This is a genomic window from Massilia sp. HP4, from assembly GCF_005222695.1.
GTDB lineage: Bacteria > Pseudomonadota > Gammaproteobacteria > Burkholderiales > Burkholderiaceae_D > Telluria.
The window spans coordinates 36,193-53,003 of the sequence record NZ_STGG01000021.1 but is presented as its reverse complement, the minus strand read 5'-3'; the positions used below and the strand labels follow the sequence as shown (position 1 = coordinate 53,003).

13 protein-coding genes are annotated in these 16,811 nt (G+C 66.5%); 3 read left to right on the top strand and 10 right to left on the bottom strand.

What is annotated here, in order from left to right; all coding sequences use genetic code 11:
* Positions 1-55: 55 nt before the first annotated feature.
* The 7 genes from uvrA to E8M83_RS10245 form a co-directional block, all read right to left on the bottom strand.
* Positions 56-2,587, bottom strand: a complete 2,532-nt coding sequence (gene uvrA / locus E8M83_RS10275) for an excinuclease ABC subunit UvrA (protein WP_137173275.1) — start codon at positions 2,585-2,587, stop codon at positions 56-58.
* 123 nt (positions 2,588-2,710) lie between these two features.
* A complete protein-coding gene (locus E8M83_RS10270) occupies positions 2,711-3,226 on the bottom strand; it encodes a GNAT family N-acetyltransferase (RefSeq protein WP_137173274.1) in 516 nt (171 codons plus the stop codon).
* The gene (locus E8M83_RS10265; protein WP_137173273.1) at positions 3,189-3,497 is read right to left on the bottom strand and encodes a DUF1778 domain-containing protein; all 309 of its coding nucleotides are present in this window, start codon (positions 3,495-3,497) and stop codon (positions 3,189-3,191) included. The genes E8M83_RS10270 and E8M83_RS10265 overlap by 38 nt, the downstream gene beginning before the upstream one ends.
* A 90-nt stretch (positions 3,498-3,587) precedes the next feature.
* A complete protein-coding gene (locus E8M83_RS10260; protein WP_137173272.1) occupies positions 3,588-4,871 on the bottom strand; it encodes a glycosyltransferase in 1,284 nt (427 codons plus the stop codon).
* 18 nt (positions 4,872-4,889) lie between these two features.
* Positions 4,890-5,426 carry a pyridoxamine 5'-phosphate oxidase family protein gene (locus E8M83_RS10255; protein ID WP_137173271.1) on the bottom strand — a complete coding sequence of 179 codons (537 nt, stop codon included), beginning with the start codon at positions 5,424-5,426 and terminating at the stop codon, positions 4,890-4,892.
* Positions 5,427-5,559: 133 nt separating this feature from the next.
* On the bottom strand, positions 5,560-6,039 hold the full coding sequence (locus E8M83_RS10250; protein WP_137173319.1) for a DUF1854 domain-containing protein: 480 nt from the start codon (positions 6,037-6,039) through the stop codon (positions 5,560-5,562).
* On the bottom strand, positions 6,039-8,318 hold the full coding sequence (locus E8M83_RS10245) for an ABC transporter ATP-binding protein (protein WP_137173270.1): 2,280 nt from the start codon (positions 8,316-8,318) through the stop codon (positions 6,039-6,041). The genes E8M83_RS10250 and E8M83_RS10245 overlap by 1 nt, the downstream gene beginning before the upstream one ends.
* A 300-nt stretch (positions 8,319-8,618) precedes the next feature.
* On the opposite strand from E8M83_RS10245, the gene cphA (E8M83_RS10240) reads away from it, so the two are divergent.
* The 3 genes from cphA (E8M83_RS10240) to E8M83_RS10230 are packed head-to-tail and all read left to right on the top strand — an operon-like array spanning position 8,619 to position 14,321.
* The gene (gene cphA / locus E8M83_RS10240) at positions 8,619-10,787 is read left to right on the top strand and encodes a cyanophycin synthetase (RefSeq protein WP_137173269.1); all 2,169 of its coding nucleotides are present in this window, start codon (positions 8,619-8,621) and stop codon (positions 10,785-10,787) included.
* Positions 10,788-10,810: 23 nt separating this feature from the next.
* Positions 10,811-13,390: a cyanophycin synthetase gene (cphA, locus tag E8M83_RS10235; protein ID WP_137173268.1), complete on the top strand. Its 2,580-nt coding sequence runs from the start codon at positions 10,811-10,813 to the stop codon at positions 13,388-13,390.
* 37 nt (positions 13,391-13,427) lie between these two features.
* The gene (locus tag E8M83_RS10230) at positions 13,428-14,321 is read left to right on the top strand and encodes a MaoC/PaaZ C-terminal domain-containing protein (RefSeq protein WP_229491485.1); all 894 of its coding nucleotides are present in this window, start codon (positions 13,428-13,430) and stop codon (positions 14,319-14,321) included.
* On the opposite strand, the gene E8M83_RS10225 is transcribed toward E8M83_RS10230, so the two are convergent.
* From E8M83_RS10225 to E8M83_RS10215, 3 genes are all read right to left on the bottom strand, one after another.
* On the bottom strand, positions 14,272-15,165 hold the full coding sequence (locus E8M83_RS10225) for a pirin family protein (RefSeq protein ID WP_137173267.1): 894 nt from the start codon (positions 15,163-15,165) through the stop codon (positions 14,272-14,274). The two genes, E8M83_RS10230 and E8M83_RS10225, sit on opposite strands and share 50 nt — an antisense overlap.
* A gap of 13 nt (positions 15,166-15,178) precedes the next feature.
* Positions 15,179-15,805: an FMN-dependent NADH-azoreductase gene (locus E8M83_RS10220; RefSeq protein WP_137173266.1), complete on the bottom strand. Its 627-nt coding sequence runs from the start codon at positions 15,803-15,805 to the stop codon at positions 15,179-15,181.
* Positions 15,806-15,874: 69 nt separating this feature from the next.
* Positions 15,875-16,792: a LysR family transcriptional regulator gene (locus tag E8M83_RS10215; RefSeq protein WP_137173265.1), complete on the bottom strand. Its 918-nt coding sequence runs from the start codon at positions 16,790-16,792 to the stop codon at positions 15,875-15,877.
* Positions 16,793-16,811: the final 19 nt, after the last annotated feature.

Below are 16,811 nucleotides of genomic sequence, written 5' to 3'. Positions count from 1 at the left end.
CAAAATGAATACGAAATGCGCGCACTGCTCAGCGCGCCTTCGTTGCGTGCTTGCGCTAGCTCATGTGGGGCTTGAGGTAGGGCGCTGTGCGGCTCGCCTTCACCCGCGCGACTTCCTGCGGCGGGCCGGCGGCGACGATGGAACCGCCCTTGTCGCCTGCGCCGGGGCCGACGTCGATCACCCAGTCGCTGCCGGCCACCACCCGCATCGTGTGCTCGACCACGATCACCGTGTTGCCGGCATCGACCAGGCGGTTCAGCTGCACCATGAGGCGGTCGGCGTCGACCGGATGCAGGCCGGTGGTCGGCTCGTCCAGCACGTACAGCGCATTGCCGCGCGTGGCGCGCTGCAGCTCAGAGGCCAGCTTGATGCGCTGCGCCTCGCCGCCCGACAGCTCGGTGGCCGGCTGGCCCAGGCGCAGGTAGTCCAGGCCGACCTCGTTCAGCACTTCCAGCGAGCGCTCGACCAGGGGTTCGTCCTTGAAGAAGTCGATCGCCTCGCCCACCGTCATGCCCAGCACCTCGGCGATATTCCTGTCGCGATAGCGAACCTGGAGGGTCTCGGCGTTGTAGCGCGCGCCTTCGCAGGTCGGGCATGGCGCGTAGACGCTGGGCAGGAACAGCAGCTCGACCATGACAAAACCCTCGCCGGCGCAATGCTCGCAGCGGCCCTTGGCGACATTGAACGAGAAGCGGCCCGCATCGTAGCGCCGCTTCTTCGCATCCGTGGTGGCGGCAAAGAGCTTGCGCACCTGGTCGAACAGGCCCGTGTAGGTCGCCAGGTTCGAGCGCGGCGTGCGGCCGATCGGCTTCTGGTCGACCCGCACCAGGCGCCGCACGCCCTCCATGCCGGACACGATGTGACCGGCCAGGGGCAGCTCTTCGTCGCGCTCCAGGTCCGGTTCGTCCGGCTGCTCGTCTTGCGCCGCGCCGCCCTGCCCCAGCGCGGCGCCCACCAGCTCGACCAGCACCTGGCTCACGAGACTGGACTTGCCCGAGCCAGACACGCCCGTCACACTCGTCAACACGCCGAGCGGGAAGGCGACTTCCAGGTCGCGCAGGTTGTTGCGGTGGACGCCCTCCAGCTTCAGCCAGCCGGCGGGCGTGCGCGGCATGCGCTGCGGCGGCGGCGCTTCGCCGAACAGGTAGCGCCGGGTCTGCGATTGCTCGACCTTGCGCAGCCCTTCCGGCACGCCGCTGTACAGCACCTGGCCGCCACGCTCGCCGGCCAGCGGGCCGACGTCGACCAGCCAGTCGGCTTGCCGGATCACGTCCAGCGCATGCTCGACCACGAACAGCGAGTTGCCGGCCGCCTTCAGCTGGGCCAGCGCATCGAGCAAGGCCTCGGTGTCGGCCGGATGCAGGCCGCTCGACGGTTCGTCCAATACGTAGACGACGCCGAACAGGCTCGAACGCACTTGCGTGGCCAGGCGCAGGCGCTGCAGCTCGCCCGGCGACAGGGTCGGCGTGCTGCGCTCCAGCGCCAGGTAGCCCAGTCCCATCGCCAGCAGTACCTCCAGGCGCGCGGCCAGGTCCGCCGCGATGCGCCGGCGCACGATCAGCTGCTCGTTATGGAGGTGGCTGTCGTTCTTGTCCTTGCCCACGGCATAGGGCTGCAGCAGTTCGGCCAGCCGCGCCAGCGGCAGGCGCGAGATGTCGGCGATGTCATGGCCGGCGAACGTGACCGACAGCGATTCGCGCCGCAGCCGCTTGCCCTCGCATTCCGGGCAGGCGGCGCCGACCATATAGCGCGCCACGCGCTTTTTCATCGACGCGCTTTCGGTATTGGCGAAGGTCTGCATCACGTAGCGCCGCACGCCGGTGAAGGTGCCCTGGTAGCTGGGCGTGTCCTTGCGCTTCAGGGCCGCGCGGGTTTCCTTGGGCGTGAGGCCGGCATAGACCGGCACCGTCGGGCTCTCGTCGGTGTACAGGATCCAGTCGCGGTCCTTCTTGGGCAAGTCGCGCCACGGGGTGTCGACCTCGATGCCCAGCGTGACCAGGATGTCACGCAGGTTCTGGCCATGCCAGGCCGGCGGCCAGGCGGCGATCGCGCGCTCGCGGATAGTCAGGGTATCGTCAGGCACCATCGACTGTTCGGTCACGTCGTAGATGCGGCCCAGGCCCGAGCAGCGCGGGCAGGCGCCTTGCGGGGTGTTGGGCGAGAACGATTCGGCATACAGGAGTTCCTGCTCCGGCGGATAGTCGCCGGCGCGCGAGTACAGCATGCGCAGGGAATTACTGAGCGTGCTGACGCTGCCGACCGACGAGCGCGCGGTCGGCGTGCCGCGCTGCTGCTGCAGGGCGACGGCGGGCGGCAAGCCTTCGATCTGGTCGACCTCGGGCACCGGCATCTGGTGGAACAGGCGGCGCGCGTAGGGCGAGACCGATTCCAGGTAGCGCCGCTGGGCTTCGGCATACAGGGTGCCGAAGGCGAGCGAGGATTTGCCCGAACCCGAGACACCGGTGAACACCACCAGCTGCCCGCGCGGGATGTCGAGGTCGACGTTCTTGAGATTGTGTTCGCGCGCGCCGCGCACGTGGACGTAGCCGTCTGCGGCGGCATTGATAGGTGACTTCTTGCTGGGCATCTGCCCTCCGACAACATTGGCGATAGCGTATTCAACCCCAGGGGGCGAAAGCTGTCGGTGCGCCTTTCAACAGTCGCGATCCTGGAACGCCAGGGAGACGCCGGCTGTCGCTGAGCAGCCTCGTCAATCGTGCGGATCGCGCATGGGATAGGGCCCGATGTCGGCAATACGCAGCACCAAGGTGTCGGGGTCGTCCGGGAAGGCGTCGAAGCCATAGTGCCGATAGAACGACGCCGCCCCCTCCTTGGCATCCACAAACAGGCCGAAACCGCCGACCTGCTGTGCCACGCGCCATGCCTTTTCCATTGCCTCATTGAGCAAGTAGGCGCCACGACCCTCGCCCTGACGGTCCAGGGCGACTGCCAGTCGTGCCAGGGTATAGCCCGATACCACCTTCGGCATGCGTTTGCGCATGTCGTCAGGCAAGCTGTCGGTGAGAACGATGCCGCGTGGCGCCATCGCGAAGAAACCAACGATCCTGCCAGGCTCGCCGTCGTCGACCAGCACCCAGGTCTTGGACGTGCCTTTTTTCTGGTGTTGAAACGCAGTATTTCTCAGCCAATGATCGAGAACAGGGACACCGCAATCGAAGCCGTCGACATCATGCACCCGATCCAGCGCTTCCAGTCTCGACGCCATATTTCTCTTTCATGAAGCGTTCGTAGGCCTTCTGCCGGGCGGCATTCGGCTTGGGTGGCGCATCGAGCAGATCCAGCAGCATGGCTGCGTCATTGCGCGACACCTGGACCAGGCTCTCGCGGTCCACGATCTTCTGTGCTTTTTCAAGCGCGGCCTGTACGACGAAACTGTTCAAGGTAGTCCCCATCAATTCTGCCGCCGAGTTTAATGTTTCCGCTACTGTGCTCGAGACCCTTGCGGTAATCCGCTCCCGTTCTGCTGTCGCGCTCATGATGTGCTTGCCTATACAGGGATACAGCAAAAATTTTGCTGCATCCAATGTAGCACTTGCGGGCTATTGGTGTCAAATTGACGCCAGGCGTCATTTTGACACCGGCCGCTCCCCACTGCCGAGCGCTTCAAGTCGTGCACAGAGCTGGTCCTCAAGCGATGGTGCCTGAAACCGCTCCGCAATCCTTGCGCCGCGCTGAATGAAACTCGACGCATCGATGATCTTCGCCAATGCAACCCGCATGCTGCGTGGCGATACCCGGTCAGCGCGCAGGGAAAGGCCAGCGCCAAGCGCCGTCACCCGCGCAGCATTATCGAATTGATCATGTGCCAGTGGCACGATCAACTGTGGAATGGCAGCGCGCAATGCTTCGGCAGTCGTACCAATGCCGCCGTGATGGACCAGGGCAGCGACATGCGGAAGCAGCGCTTTCAGGGGTATATATTGCTGCCAGCAGACGTCCGGCGACAGCCTGGAGGGCAATTGCTCACGATATGGTGTCAGGAAAATTGCTCGGTGGCCCAGTGCGGCGACAGCATGGGCCGCGGCCGCGAAGTAGCTGCGCGCCTGGCGGTTGCCAGTGCCCGGCGTGAACACGACCGGCGGCTCACCCGCGTCGAGGAAGGCGCGCAATTCGGCGCTCGGCGCCGCATCCGGATCGGGATCGTAGAGCGGGAAACCGGCCTGGTATAGCGGCCGCGGCCAATCTGGCGGCGCAGGCGCGAACCAGTCGGGAAACAGCGCCAGCGACAAGTCGGGGATGGACGGAATATAGTCGACCATGCTGTCGACCTGGGGCAGGCCGCGTTCGACGCGCGCCGTGTTCAGGCCAGGCAGCGCCACCGGGTCGACGAAGCGCGCCGCCAGCGCACGCCACAACCAGCGGCGCGCGCCATGTGGCACCCAGGCCGGCACCGGCCAGGGGCCGAGCAGCAACGGGTCGTGCACGGTCGGCAGGTTCGATGGCGCCAGCCACGCGGCCGCGATCTTCAGGCCCGGGCTGGCATGGCGGCACAGGTCGGCTTCGGGCAGGGCCAGCGGATGGGCCAGCAGCACCCGCCGCTCATTCGGCTGCTCATTTGACTGCGCCTGCGTCAGCGCCTCGACCACCATGGGCAGTTGCGCCATCGCCGGGCGCGTCGCTTCCCACACCACGGCCAGGCCGCGGGTTGCATGCCACAGGTGGGGATGGTCGAGCACGGCCACGTCGGCCGGCAGGCCGTGGAAGGTGAGCCCGGCCGACTCGACATACATGGCATGCTGTTCGGGCCCGAGGAAATCGACGCGGTGGCCGCGCTCGCGCAGCGCGCGGCCGATCCAGAGGAAGGGGAACAGGTCGCCGGCCGAGCCGATCGTCGCCAGGATGAAATGCACCCGCCCTCCTCTTCCATATCAGAAGCTCAGTGTACCCTCGATCGAATCGTCCAGCGTCTTGCCGATCATCGCCCCGACCGCCACCTTGACGCCAGCCACCGCGTCGCCGTGCTTGTTGTCCCAGTAATAACCGGTCCTGGGCGTAACCTTGATGACGGTGATGCGCGGATCGTCCTCGCCCCCGGTGAACCAGGTCTTGACCATCGAATTCCACAACTGCTTGATGCGTGCTTTATCTTGCGAGGTCTCGGCGTGGCCATCCAGTTCCAGGAAGCCGGAATGCTTGCCCGACTGGAAGAACAATTTAACGGAAGGATTGGCCTGCAACTCCTGGTTCTTGTGGCTGTCGATGCTGCTCAGGAACCAGATGGCGCCGGCATCGTCGGTCTCGCGCACGCTCATCGGGCGCACGCCGCGGCTCGGGCCCTGGCCGTTGCCGGTGCAAAAGAAGCACGAGTCGGCATCGTCGATCATGTCCTTGATGCGCTCGATGGCGTCAACGCCGGCCAGGTCGCGGCGGTTTTGTTCGGCTTGGTTGCGGTTGATGGAATCCATTGTCTTCTCCTGGGTGCATGGCCATGCGGCCGATGAGAAGACTGTACCGGGATCGCTGTCGCCGGTATGTGAGAGGCCGAACGCTGGACTGATCCGATGAAGAAAGCGCGTCCGGCGCCGGTTCAATAGAGGTTCAAAGGAAGCGGTCCAGGATCTTGCGGCTGTGCTTGTCGATCCTGAACATATCGCGCACCAGGAAGTTGATGCCGTGGTTGTCGGCAACCAGCAGCGAGGCTTCGCCGATGCGGCGGATGTCCTCGTCCACCTTCAGCACGAACTCGGTATCGCCGCGGTCGGTCTTCACAAACCAGGTGCAGGGCGTGGCAAAGCTCGAGACATCCTTGATGGCCAGGATTTCGGGAATGAACTCGCGGCCCTCGATTTCCTCGTGGATCAGGGTGCGGATGTCGGCCGGCATGTCGGCCAGGTCGTCGATCCAGGCGACTTCCTTGCCGCCGTCGCGCACCAGCGAGATGCCCTTGGTCGGGGCCTGGATCGGGAAGGCGCGCACCGGCGTCACGCCGACCCACTCCTCGCCATTTTCGAGGGTGATGACCAGCTTGCCGAAATTGTCGCGGCGCAGCTGGAATGGGATAGTCGAAACGGTAGTCATCATGCGTCCTTGTCGTCCAGGTCCTGGTCCACGTTGCGCGCCTGCGCTTCGTAGAGCCGGTGATAGGCGCCTTCGCGCGCCATCAGCTCGTCGTGGTTGCCTTCTTCGACCACCACGCCGCGGTCCAGCACCACCAGGCGGTCGGCCCGGTGCAGGGTGGACAGGCGGTGCGCGATGGCGATCGTGGTGCGGCCCTGCACCAGGTTGTCGAGCGCCTTCTGGATCTCTTTTTCGGTTTCCGAGTCGACCGACGACGTCGCCTCGTCCAGGATCAGGATCGGCGGATCGATCAGCAGGGCGCGCGCGATCGAGATGCGCTGGCGCTCGCCGCCCGACAGGCCCTGCCCGCGCTCGCCGACCATCGAATCGTAGCCCTGCGGCAGGCGCAGGATGAATTCATGGGCATGGGCGGCCCTGGCGGCGGCGATGATTTCCTCGCGCGTCGCATGCGGCTTGCCGTAGGCGATGTTCTCGGCGATCGTGCCGAAGAACAGGAAGGGTTCCTGCAGCACCAGGCCGATATTGCGGCGGTAGTCGGCCACCGCGAACGAGCGGATGTCCTGGCCGTCGAGCAGGATAGCGCCTTCGGCCACGTCGTAGAAGCGGCAGATCAGGTTGACCAGCGTGCTCTTGCCCGAGCCGCTGTGGCCGACCAGGCCCACCATCTCGCCGGCCTTGATCTTGAGCGAGATGCCGCGATTCACGGCGCGGTTGCCGTAACGGAAACCGACCTCGCGCAGCTCGATATTGCCCTCGATCTTGTCGACTTTCACGGGGTTGGCCGGGTCCGGCACGCTCGATACATGGTCGAGGATGTCGAAGATGCGCTTGGCGGCCGAGGCCGATTTTTGCGTCACCGACACGATCCGGCTCATCGAATCCAGGCGCACATAGAAACGGCCGCTGTAGGCGATAAAGGCCGACAAGGTGCCGACGGTAATGTCGCCGCGCGACACTTGCCAGATGCCGAAGCACCAGATCACCAGCAGGCCGAGCTCGGTCAGGAAGGACACGGTCGGCGAAAACAGCGACCACACCCGGTTCAGTTTGTCGTTGACGGCCAGGTTGTGCTTGTTGGCCTCGCGGAAGCGCGCCGCTTCACGCTTTTCCTGGGCAAACGCCTTCACCACCCGGATGCCGGGAATGGTGTCGGCCAAGACATTGGTCACCTCGCCCCACACGCGGTCGATCTTTTCGAAGCCGGTGCCCAGCTTGTCGCGCACGATGTGGATCATCCAGGCAATGAAAGGCAGCGGCAGCAGGGTCACCACGGCCAGCCAGGGGTTGATCGTGAACAGGATGATGCCCGTCATCACGATCATGAGGACGTCCGACAGGAAGTCGAGCAGGTGCAGCGACAGGAACACGCAGATCCGGTCCGAACCGCTGCCGATCCTCGCCATCAGGTCGCCCGTGCGCTTGCCGCCGAAAAATTCCAGCGACAGCCGCATCAGGTGCTCATAGGTGGTCGAGCGCAGGTCGGCGCCGATGCGCTCGGAAGCCAGCGCCAGCACATACGTCTTGGCCCAGCCCAGCAGCCAGGCCAGCAGCGCGGCCGCGAACAGCCCGCCCATATACATATAGACCAGGTTGGTGTCGATCTGCTGCCCGTTCTGGTACGGGATCAGGACATTGTCCAACAGCGGCATCGTCAGGTAAGGCGGGATCATGTGCGCGCCGGTCGAGCCCAGCATCAGCAGGAAGCCCAGCAGCAGCTGGCCTTTATAGGGCTGGGCAAAGCGCCACAGGCGGAACAGGGTCCAGGTCGACGGCGGCGTATGCAGCACTTTCTCGCAGATCGGGCAGTCGTCCTGGTCCGGTTCGAGCGGCGCCTTGCAACTTGGACAAGTATGCTGGTCGGGCGGCTGGACGGCAATGCCGGTGGCCACGCTGTGCACCTGGTCGCGGAACTGGTCGGCGACGCGCATCGCGTGCAGGTTCTGGCCGAGGGTGAAGCGCCAGGCGGCCAGCAGCCCGCCATCGTCGATCAGTTCGAGATGGCCGACGCCGGCGTGGTCGTGGTGGCGCAATTCGGTACCGGCGCGGTGCGGCCAGTCACGCCAGGTAGCTTCTCCTGGCGCGCGCGCCAGCAGGCGGCGATCCGTCACCAGCACCAGGCCTTTTGAAAAATGTAATTTCGCGTCGAGGTCAACCTCCACGCTGCTTAAAACGTTTTCCCCTGGTGCAAGCTGTTTCGCGACGTCACTTTGCCACCGTTCAGGCAAAGAACTGGCGGCTAGCGCCAGCGACGATGGAATAGCAAGTTGTTGAGTTGTCATGTATTGCGCCCGGTAACAGGCTTTTTGTTCTAGAGGGTGGACATGGCGCCGATTCGGCGATGCACAAGGACCGTCATTACGCCGTTGCGTGAAACGCTCCACAGAGCGCTAGAACGTTTCTGGGTATCGTTTGGATGACACGGAAACCGTGTTTAGTAGGAATGTTGCGGCGCAGTAAGCCGGCAAGTGTACACCGACGCGTGATATGCAGCCGATTTTTCCAGCGCCGTTTTAGGTAGTCAGGCATACAAGGACAAGTTGCCAGCGCGAAGAGAGGCGCCAGGCGGCAAAAGCGATTACATGACCAAGAAGAACGACATCAAATTCCTGCGCGTGACTTACCTGCGCGGACCGAATATCTGGACCTACCGTCCGGTCCTCGAGGCCTGGCTCGATATCGGCGAGCTGGAAGACTATCCTTCGAACCTTCTTCCCGGCTTCACGGAACGCCTGACCGCCTGGCTCCCCGGGCTGATCGAACACCATTGCGGCGTCGGCCATCGCGGCGGCTTCAACGAGCGCCTGGTCGAAGGGACCTGGGCCGGCCACATCCTTGAACACATCGTGCTCGAGGTGCAGAACCTGGCCGGCATGAAGACCGGCTTCGGCAAGACCCGCTCGACCGGCGAGCACGCCATCTACAAGATGGCTTTCCGTACCCGCGACGAGACCGTCGGGCGCGCCGCCCTCGACGTCGCCCACCGCCTGATGATGGCCGCGATCAACGACGCGCCGTTCGACCTCCCGGGTGAAGTCGCGCGCCTGACCGATATGGTCGACCGCCATTGCCTGGGGCCCTCCACCGCCCACATCGTGGACGCCGCCACCGACCGCCGCATCCCGTCGATCCGCCTGACCGACGGCAACCTGGTGCAGCTCGGCTACGGCGCTGCCCAGCGCCGCATCTGGACCGCGGAAACCGACCGCACCAGCGCGATCGCCGAAGGCATCGCCAGCGACAAGGACATGACCAAGTCGCTGCTCTCGTCCTGCGGCGTGCCGGTGCCGGAAGGCGCGATCGCGCGCAGCCCTGACGCCGCCTGGGAAGAAGCGCAGGACATCGGCCTGCCGGTGGTGGTCAAGCCCCTCGACGCCAACCACGGCCGCGGCGTGTCGCTGAACCTGACGACCGAAGCCGAAGTGAGAGCCGCCTACACGATCGCCTCGCTCGAGGGTGAGAGCAAATCCGTGCTGGTCGAGCGCTTCATCCTGGGTGACGAGCATCGCCTGCTGGTGGTCGGCCGCAAGGTGGTCGCAGCCGCGCGCGGCGCGTCGGTCTGGGTGACGGGCGACGGCCGCCAGGACGTGGCCGAACTGTGCGAGACCCAGATCAATACCGATCCGCGCCGCGGCGAGAGCGAGGAATTCCCGCTCAGCCCCGTCAAGCCGCGCGAGAGCGAAGAAAACCAGCTGCAGCTGCAGCGCCAGGGCCTGACTCCCGACTCCATCCCTGCCGATGGCCAGAAAGTGCTGATCCAGGTGAACGGCAACGTCGCCGACGACGTGACCGACCTGGTGCACCCTGACGTCGCCCACGCCGCCGCCCTGGCCGCGCGCATCGTCGGCCTGGACATCGCCGGCATCGACCTGGTGTGCGAAGACATCTCGCGCCCCCTGGCCGGGCAGCGCGGCGCCATCATCGAAGTCAATGCCAGCCCGGGCCTGCTGGCCCACACGAAGCCGGCCAGCGGCACCCCGCGCAACGTCGGCAAGGACATTGTCGACCACCTGTTCGGCGACGACGCCACGGCGCGCATCCCGGTGGTCGGCGTGACCGGGTCGAAGGGCTGCAGCCTGATCACGCGCCTGGTCGGCTGCCTGGTCAACATCACGCGCAAGGAAGTCGGCGTCGCCAACGGCGAAGGCCTGTACCTGAACGCGCGCGCGATCTCGACCCGCGATTCGACCGGCGTCGAGGCGGCCCAGCGCATCCTGATCAACCGTAACGTGCAAACCGCGGTATTCGAATCGAACGCGCGCTCGATCCTGGCCGAAGGCCTGCCCTACGACCGCTGCGCGGTGGGCGTGGTGAGCGACATGAACGGCATCGAGGACGTGGCCGAGTTTTATATCCGTGACCAGGACGCGATGCGCAACGTGATCCGCAGCCAGGTCGACGTGATCCTGCCGGACGGCGTGGCGGTGCTGAACGCGGCCGATGAGGCCGTGGCGAACCTCGCCGAGCTGTGCGACGGCAGCGTGATCTATTACGCGGTCGACGAAAGCAACGCAACCGTGGCCGCGCACCGCCAGGCCGGCGAGCGCGTGGTGTTCGCGCGCGACGGCCGCATCGTGCTGGCCGCGGGCGAGCAAGAGACGCCGCTGATCGCGCTGTCGGCGATGAAGCCGTCGACCGTGAAGTATCCAGAAAACGTGCTGGCGGCGGTGGCCGCCGCCTGGGCCCTCGGCGTGCCGAGCGACCTGCTGTGCGGTGGACTGCGCGCCTTCGACGCGACGCCGAAGAAGTAATCCCTAGTAAAGGAAGACAGTATATGGAAGTATCTCGCGTACGGGCCCTGCGTGGCCCCAATCTCTGGAGCCATCACACCTCGGTCGAGGCCATCGTGGCATGCACGCCGCAGGAACAGTCGATCGCTCTACTTCCCGGCTTCGAGCCGCGCCTGCGCGTGCGTTTCCCGCAGATGGGCGCCCTGCAAACCTACGGCCACAGCGACACGGTGCCGCTGGCGCAAGTGCTGGAACTGACGGCATTGACCCTGCAGGCCGAAGCCGGCTGCCCGGTGTCCTTCAGCCGCACCACCGCCACGCTCGAAACCGGCATCTACCAGGTGGTGGTCGAATACAGCGAAGAAGACGTCGGCCGCCTGGCGCTCGATCTGGCACAGCAACTGATCGACTCGGCGCGCAATGACACGCCGTTCGACCTGGCCGCCGCGCTCAAGCAGCTGCGCGACCTGGATGAAGACGTGCGCCTCGGCCCGTCGACCGGCTCGATCGTGCAGGCCGCCGTGGCCCGCAATATCCCGTTCCGGCGCATGACCGAAGGCAGCATGGTGATGTTCGGCTGGGGCAGCCGCCAGCGCCGCATCCAGGCCGCCGAGATCGACGCCACCGGCGCGATCGCCGAATCGATCGCGCAAGACAAGGAACTGACCAAGAAGCTGCTCGACGCGGCCGGCGTGCCGGTGCCGCAGGGCCGCAGCGTGAGCGACCCGGACGATGCCTGGGCTGCCGCCCAGGAGATCGGCCTGCCGGTCGTGATCAAGCCCAAGGACGGCAACCAGGGCAAGGGCGTGACGGTCAACGTCACCACCCGCGAGCAATTGGACGCCGGCTTCAGGGCGGCCAGCGAATTCCGCGACGACATCCTGGTCGAGCGCTACCTGCCCGGCCACGATTACCGCCTGCTGGTGGTTGGCGACAAGCTGGTGGCCGCCGCACGGCGCGAACCGCCGCAGGTGATCGGCGACGGCAAGCACACCGTGCGCGAACTGGTCGACACGGTCAACCGCGACCCGCGCCGCGGCGACGGCCACGCGACCTCGCTGACCAGGATCCGCTTCGACGACATCGCCCTGGGCACCCTGGTGCAGCAAGGGATGAACGCCGACTCGGTGCCGGCCCTGGGCCAGCGCGTGGTCTTGCGTAACAACGCCAACCTGTCGACCGGCGGCACCGCCACCGATGTAACCGACGACGTGCACCCGGAAGTGGCCGAGCGCGCGATCGCCGCCGCCCACATGATCGGCCTGGACATCTGCGGCGTCGACCTGGTGGCCGACAGCGTCCTGAAACCGATGGAAGAAGTCGGCGGCGGCATCGTCGAAGTCAATGCCGCGCCGGGCCTGCGCATGCACCTGGCGCCCTCGTTCGGCAAGCCGCGCGCGATCGGCGACGCCGTCATCGACACCCTGTTCAAGGATGGCGACGACGGCCGCATCCCGGTGGTGGCAGTGACCGGCACCAACGGCAAGACCACCACGGTGCGCCTGATCGCGCACCTGATGACGGCTGCGGGCCTGCGCACCGGCATGACCAATACCGACGGCGTGTATATCGAAGGCCGCCGCATCGACAGCGGCGACTGCAGCGGCCCGCGCAGCGCACGCAACGTGCTGCTGCACCCGGACGTCGACGCCGCCGTATTCGAGACCGCGCGCGGCGGCCTGCTGCGCGAGGGCCTGGCCTTCGATAAATGCCAGGTCGCGGTGGTGACCAATATCGGCGCCGGCGACCACCTGGGCCTGAACTACATCACCACCCTCGAAGATCTCGCCGTGCTGAAACGCGTGATCGTGCAGAACGTGGCCGTGGGCGGCATGGCGGTACTCAATGCCGCCGACCCGACCGTGGCGGCGATGGCCGAAAAGACCCGCGGCGAAGTCACCTTCTTCGCCCAGGACGTGGGCTTGCCCGTCATGGCGATGCACCGCGCCCAGGGCCGGCGCGTGGTCTTCGTCGAAGACGGCCACCTGGTCGCGGCGCAGGGCAAGTTCGTCGAACGCATCGACCTGCGCGAGGTGCCGATCACCCGCGGCGGCGTGGTGGGCTTCCAGGTCGAGAACGTGATGGCCTCGGTGGCCGCGGCCTGGGGCGTGGGCACGTCGTGGGACGCGATCCGCCTGGGCCTCAAGACCTTCGTCGGCGAGAGCGACAATGCGCCGGGCCGTTTCAATGTGTTCGACTACCGCGGCGCGACCGTGATCGCCGACTACGGCCACAATCCGGATGCGATCGCGGCGCTGGTCAATGCGGTCGAAGGCATGCCGGCCAAGCGCCGTTCGGTGGTGATCAGCGGCGCCGGCGACCGCCGCGACCAGGACATCTCGCAGCAAACCGAGATCCTGGGCAAGGCCTTCGACGACGTGCTGCTGTACCAGGACCAGTGCCAGCGCGGCCGCGCCGACGGCGAGGTCATCAAGCTGCTGCGTTCGGGCCTGGCCGGCGCGACCCGCACCGGCCACGTGGAAGAGATCGATGGCGAGTTCGTCGCCATCGACCGCGCGCTCGACCGCCTGGGCGAGGGCGACCTGTGCCTGATCCTGATCGACCAGGTCGACGCGGCGCTGTCCCACATCACGCGCCGCGTGACGCAAGCCAAAGCGGCCTGACGTTCTGCACAGCAAGGCGGAGTGCTATCCTGCGCGGATGAGCACTTCGCCCCTCGATTCCTTTCCCCCTCTACCACCGCCCGGTGCGGCCATGCTGCTGCGGGCGCTGTTCCAGCGTCCCGCACCTGTATCTGCAGCTGACGGCCAGGTTGGCGCCAGCTACCGCCTCGACCGGATCGACCTCGATCACGTGCGCCGCTACAACGCCGCATTCGGTTTTCCAGGCGATGCCATCCCGCTGACCTTCCTCTACCTGCTGGCGCAGCGCGCGCAACTGGCAACGATGCTGGCGCGCCCGATTCCGTTTCGCATTCCGGGGCTGATCCATGTCGAGAACCGGCTGGCGATGCATGGTCCGGTTTTTCTGGATGCGCCGCTGGCCTTGACGACGACCTTGCAACTGCCGCCAGCCGCGCCGAACGGTGCGCTCCACTGCGTGCTCGAGACGCGCGCCTTCGATGGCGAGCGCCTGGTCTTTTCCTGCGACAGCACCTATCTCATCCAGCGCGGGAGCCGCGCGGGCCGCGCCGCCGCGCCGCAACCTGACACGCCATCCGGCCAGGCGCTCGGCGGATGGACGGTGGCGTCCGATGCGGGCCGCCGCTACGCGGCACTATCAGGCGACTGGAATCCGATCCACCTGTGGCCGTGGACGGCGCGCCTGATGGGCATGCGCACGCCGATCATCCACGGCGCGCACACGCTGGCGACAGCATGCTCGCTGCTGCAGGCGGAGTCTGGCCAGGAGCCCGTGTCGGTCTGGTGCCGCTTCCGCCAGCCGGTGCCGCTGGGTGCAAACGTCGCGCTGTTCGCAGGCCTGGCCGAAGACCGGTTCACGGCGCTGTGCAACGGCCGTGTCGCGATCGAAGGCGGCAGCAGCGCTACGCCTGCCCCATCACCGGCGGCGGTGGCGCATCCGGCAGCGGAGTGAACTCCTGGTCGTCCGCATCCGGCAATTTCATCCTGCCCGCCTTCCAGTCGGCTGCCGCCTGCGCCAGCCGGTCCTTGGAAGACGACACGAAGTTCCAGTACACGTGGCGCTCGCCCACCGGCTCCCCGCCCAGCACCATCACCGTCGCATGTTCGAGCGCCTTCACGCGCGAGGCGCTAGCGCCCAGCACCAGCATCCGGCCGCTCTCGTGGCGCATGCCGTCCATCTCCACCGCACCGGTGGCGATGTACAGCGCGCGTTCCTTGAAGCCGCCGGGGATTTCGGCGGTCGACCCTGGCTGCATGTCGAGATGGGCGTAGAACAGCGGCGAACAGGTCTTGGCGCCGGCGCAGAGGCCGTAGGCATTGCCGGCGATGAGCTGGCCGGCAACGCCGCCATCCTGCCACTGCGGCAGGTCGCTGCCGGAATGGTGCGAGAACGAGGGCGCGATTTCCTCCATCCCGTCCGGCAGCGCAACCCAGGCCTGGATGCCGTGCAGGTGGTCGCCGTGCGCCCGAGCATGCTCGAAGCGCTCGCTATGCGTGATGCCGCTGCCCGCGGTCATCCAGTTCACTTCGTGCGGCCGCACCGGCAGCTCGTAGCCAAGGCTGTCGCGGTGCATGATCTCGCCCGAGAACAGGTAGGTGACGGTCGACAGGCCGATATGCGGATGCGCGCGCACGTCGACGCTGCGGTCGATCCCCTGCGCCAGGTCGAGTGGGCCGATGTGGTCGAAGAAGATGAACGGCCCCACCATGCGCCGTTTCGCGAATGGCAGCACGCGGCCGACTTCCATACTGCCGCCCAGGCTGCGGCGGCGCTGCTCGATGATCATGTCTATCATGCTGTTCTCCTCGTTATGCCGGGCTCATGGCCAGGCTGGCCACCGCTTGCGCGATCTGCACCCGGGCGCCGGTGAGCGCGAGTTCGCGCGCCTCGGCGCCGAATCCGATTTTTTCGGCGTGGATGAAGGTGACGTCGACGATGCCGATGAACCCCAGCAGCTGCCTCAGGTAGGGTTCCTGGAAATCGCTTGCCTTGCCCGGTCCCTCAGAATACAGCCCGCCGCGCGACTCCACGACGATGGCCCGTTTGCCCGTCAACAGCCCCTGCGGGCCGGCAGCGCCGTAGGCGAACGTGACACGCGGGCGCAGCACGTGGTCGAACCAGGCGCGCAAGCTGGAAGGGATGCTGAAATTGTACATGGGAGCGCCGATCACGACGATGTCGGCGGCCTGCAGTTCCGCGATCAGCTCATCCGACAGGGCGCGCGTGGCAAGTTCGGCCTCGGTCGCGGCGACGGCGCGCACGCCGGCCACCGTGGCGGCGCTGAGATGCGGTATGCCCTCTTCGTCGACGTCGCGGCAGGTCAGGCGCACTTCGGGATGCGCCTCGACCAGGCCCCGCACGATGTCACCCACCAGGGTGCGAGAGACGGACGTGTCGCCCGAGGCGCTGCTGTTGATGACCAGGATGTGACTCAAATCGTTCTCCATAATATCGATGTCATGCTTGAAAATTGTCCGTCGCCGTCTTGCGCGGTAGCGGCGGCCTCATACTTGCCTTGCAGGTGCAGCGCGGGGCCAGGCGCTGGCGATCGGCGGCTTGGTATCGAAATACGCCACCAGCAGATCGGTCAGGATGCGGATCTTGCGCGCCGGATGCTGGCCCGGCGGGCGCACGACGTAGGCGCCGGCCGGCGGCGGCGGGTAACGCGTCATGACCGGAACTAGCGCCCCGCTATCCAGGTATTCATGCATCAGGCCATAGGGAAGATAGGCGACGCCCAGCCCGGCCAGGGCGGCCGCGACCAGCGCCATGCCGTTGTCCGCCTTGAAGCGTCCTTGCGGCCGGATCGACACGGTCTTCTCGCCATCCAGGAATTGCCAGGCCTCGGTGCCCTGCATCAGGGCCTGGTGCGACAGCAGCTGGTCTGGCGTCTCGGGCGCGCCGTGGACGGCGATATAGGCGGGACTGGCGACGGTGAGCCCGTAGATCGGCCCGATGCGCCGCGCCACCAGGTTCGAATCCTGCAGGTAGCCGAGCCGTATCGCGCAGTCGTAGCCGTCGGCGATCAGGTCCACATTGTGGTCGCTGTAGCAGGTGTGGATGTGCAGCCGCGGGTGCAGCCGCGCCATTTCCGCCAGCACCGGCGCGAAGTGGGTCGGCCCGAACGACAGCGGCGCGGCGATGCGCAGGCGGCCGCGCAGCTCGCCGGCGGGCAGGATCGTCTCGCGCGCCAGGGCGATCTCGGCGCAGACCCTGGCCGCGTAGTCGCGAAACGTCGTGCCGGCCTCGGTGAGCGCGGCGCCGCGGGTGGTCCGCGCCAAGAGCTGGATGCCCAGCTCCGCCTCGAGCCGCACCAGCCGCCGGCTGACGATCGACTTGGACACGCCAAGCCGCAGCGCGGCGGGCGAGATGCCGCCGGCGTCGGCGACTTCCACGAATGTCTGCAGCTCTTCGATATCCAATCTGGTTCCCGGTTGTGTG

Coding starts and splice junctions, on each gene's coding strand:
- uvrA (WP_137173275.1), bottom strand. CDS start 2,587: ATGCCCAGCAAGAAGTCACCTATCAATGCCGCCGCAGACGGCTACGTC.
- E8M83_RS10270 (WP_137173274.1), bottom strand. CDS start 3,226: ATGGCGTCGAGACTGGAAGCGCTGGATCGGGTGCATGATGTCGACGGC.
- E8M83_RS10265 (WP_137173273.1), bottom strand. CDS start 3,497: ATGAGCGCGACAGCAGAACGGGAGCGGATTACCGCAAGGGTCTCGAGC.
- E8M83_RS10255 (WP_137173271.1), bottom strand. CDS start 5,426: ATGGATTCCATCAACCGCAACCAAGCCGAACAAAACCGCCGCGACCTG.
- E8M83_RS10250 (WP_137173319.1), bottom strand. CDS start 6,039: ATGACTACCGTTTCGACTATCCCATTCCAGCTGCGCCGCGACAATTTC.
- E8M83_RS10245 (WP_137173270.1), bottom strand. CDS start 8,318: ATGACAACTCAACAACTTGCTATTCCATCGTCGCTGGCGCTAGCCGCC.
- cphA (WP_137173269.1), top strand. CDS start 8,619: ATGACCAAGAAGAACGACATCAAATTCCTGCGCGTGACTTACCTGCGC.
- cphA (WP_137173268.1), top strand. CDS start 10,811: ATGGAAGTATCTCGCGTACGGGCCCTGCGTGGCCCCAATCTCTGGAGC.
- E8M83_RS10230 (WP_229491485.1), top strand. CDS start 13,428: ATGAGCACTTCGCCCCTCGATTCCTTTCCCCCTCTACCACCGCCCGGT.
- E8M83_RS10225 (WP_137173267.1), bottom strand. CDS start 15,165: ATGATAGACATGATCATCGAGCAGCGCCGCCGCAGCCTGGGCGGCAGT.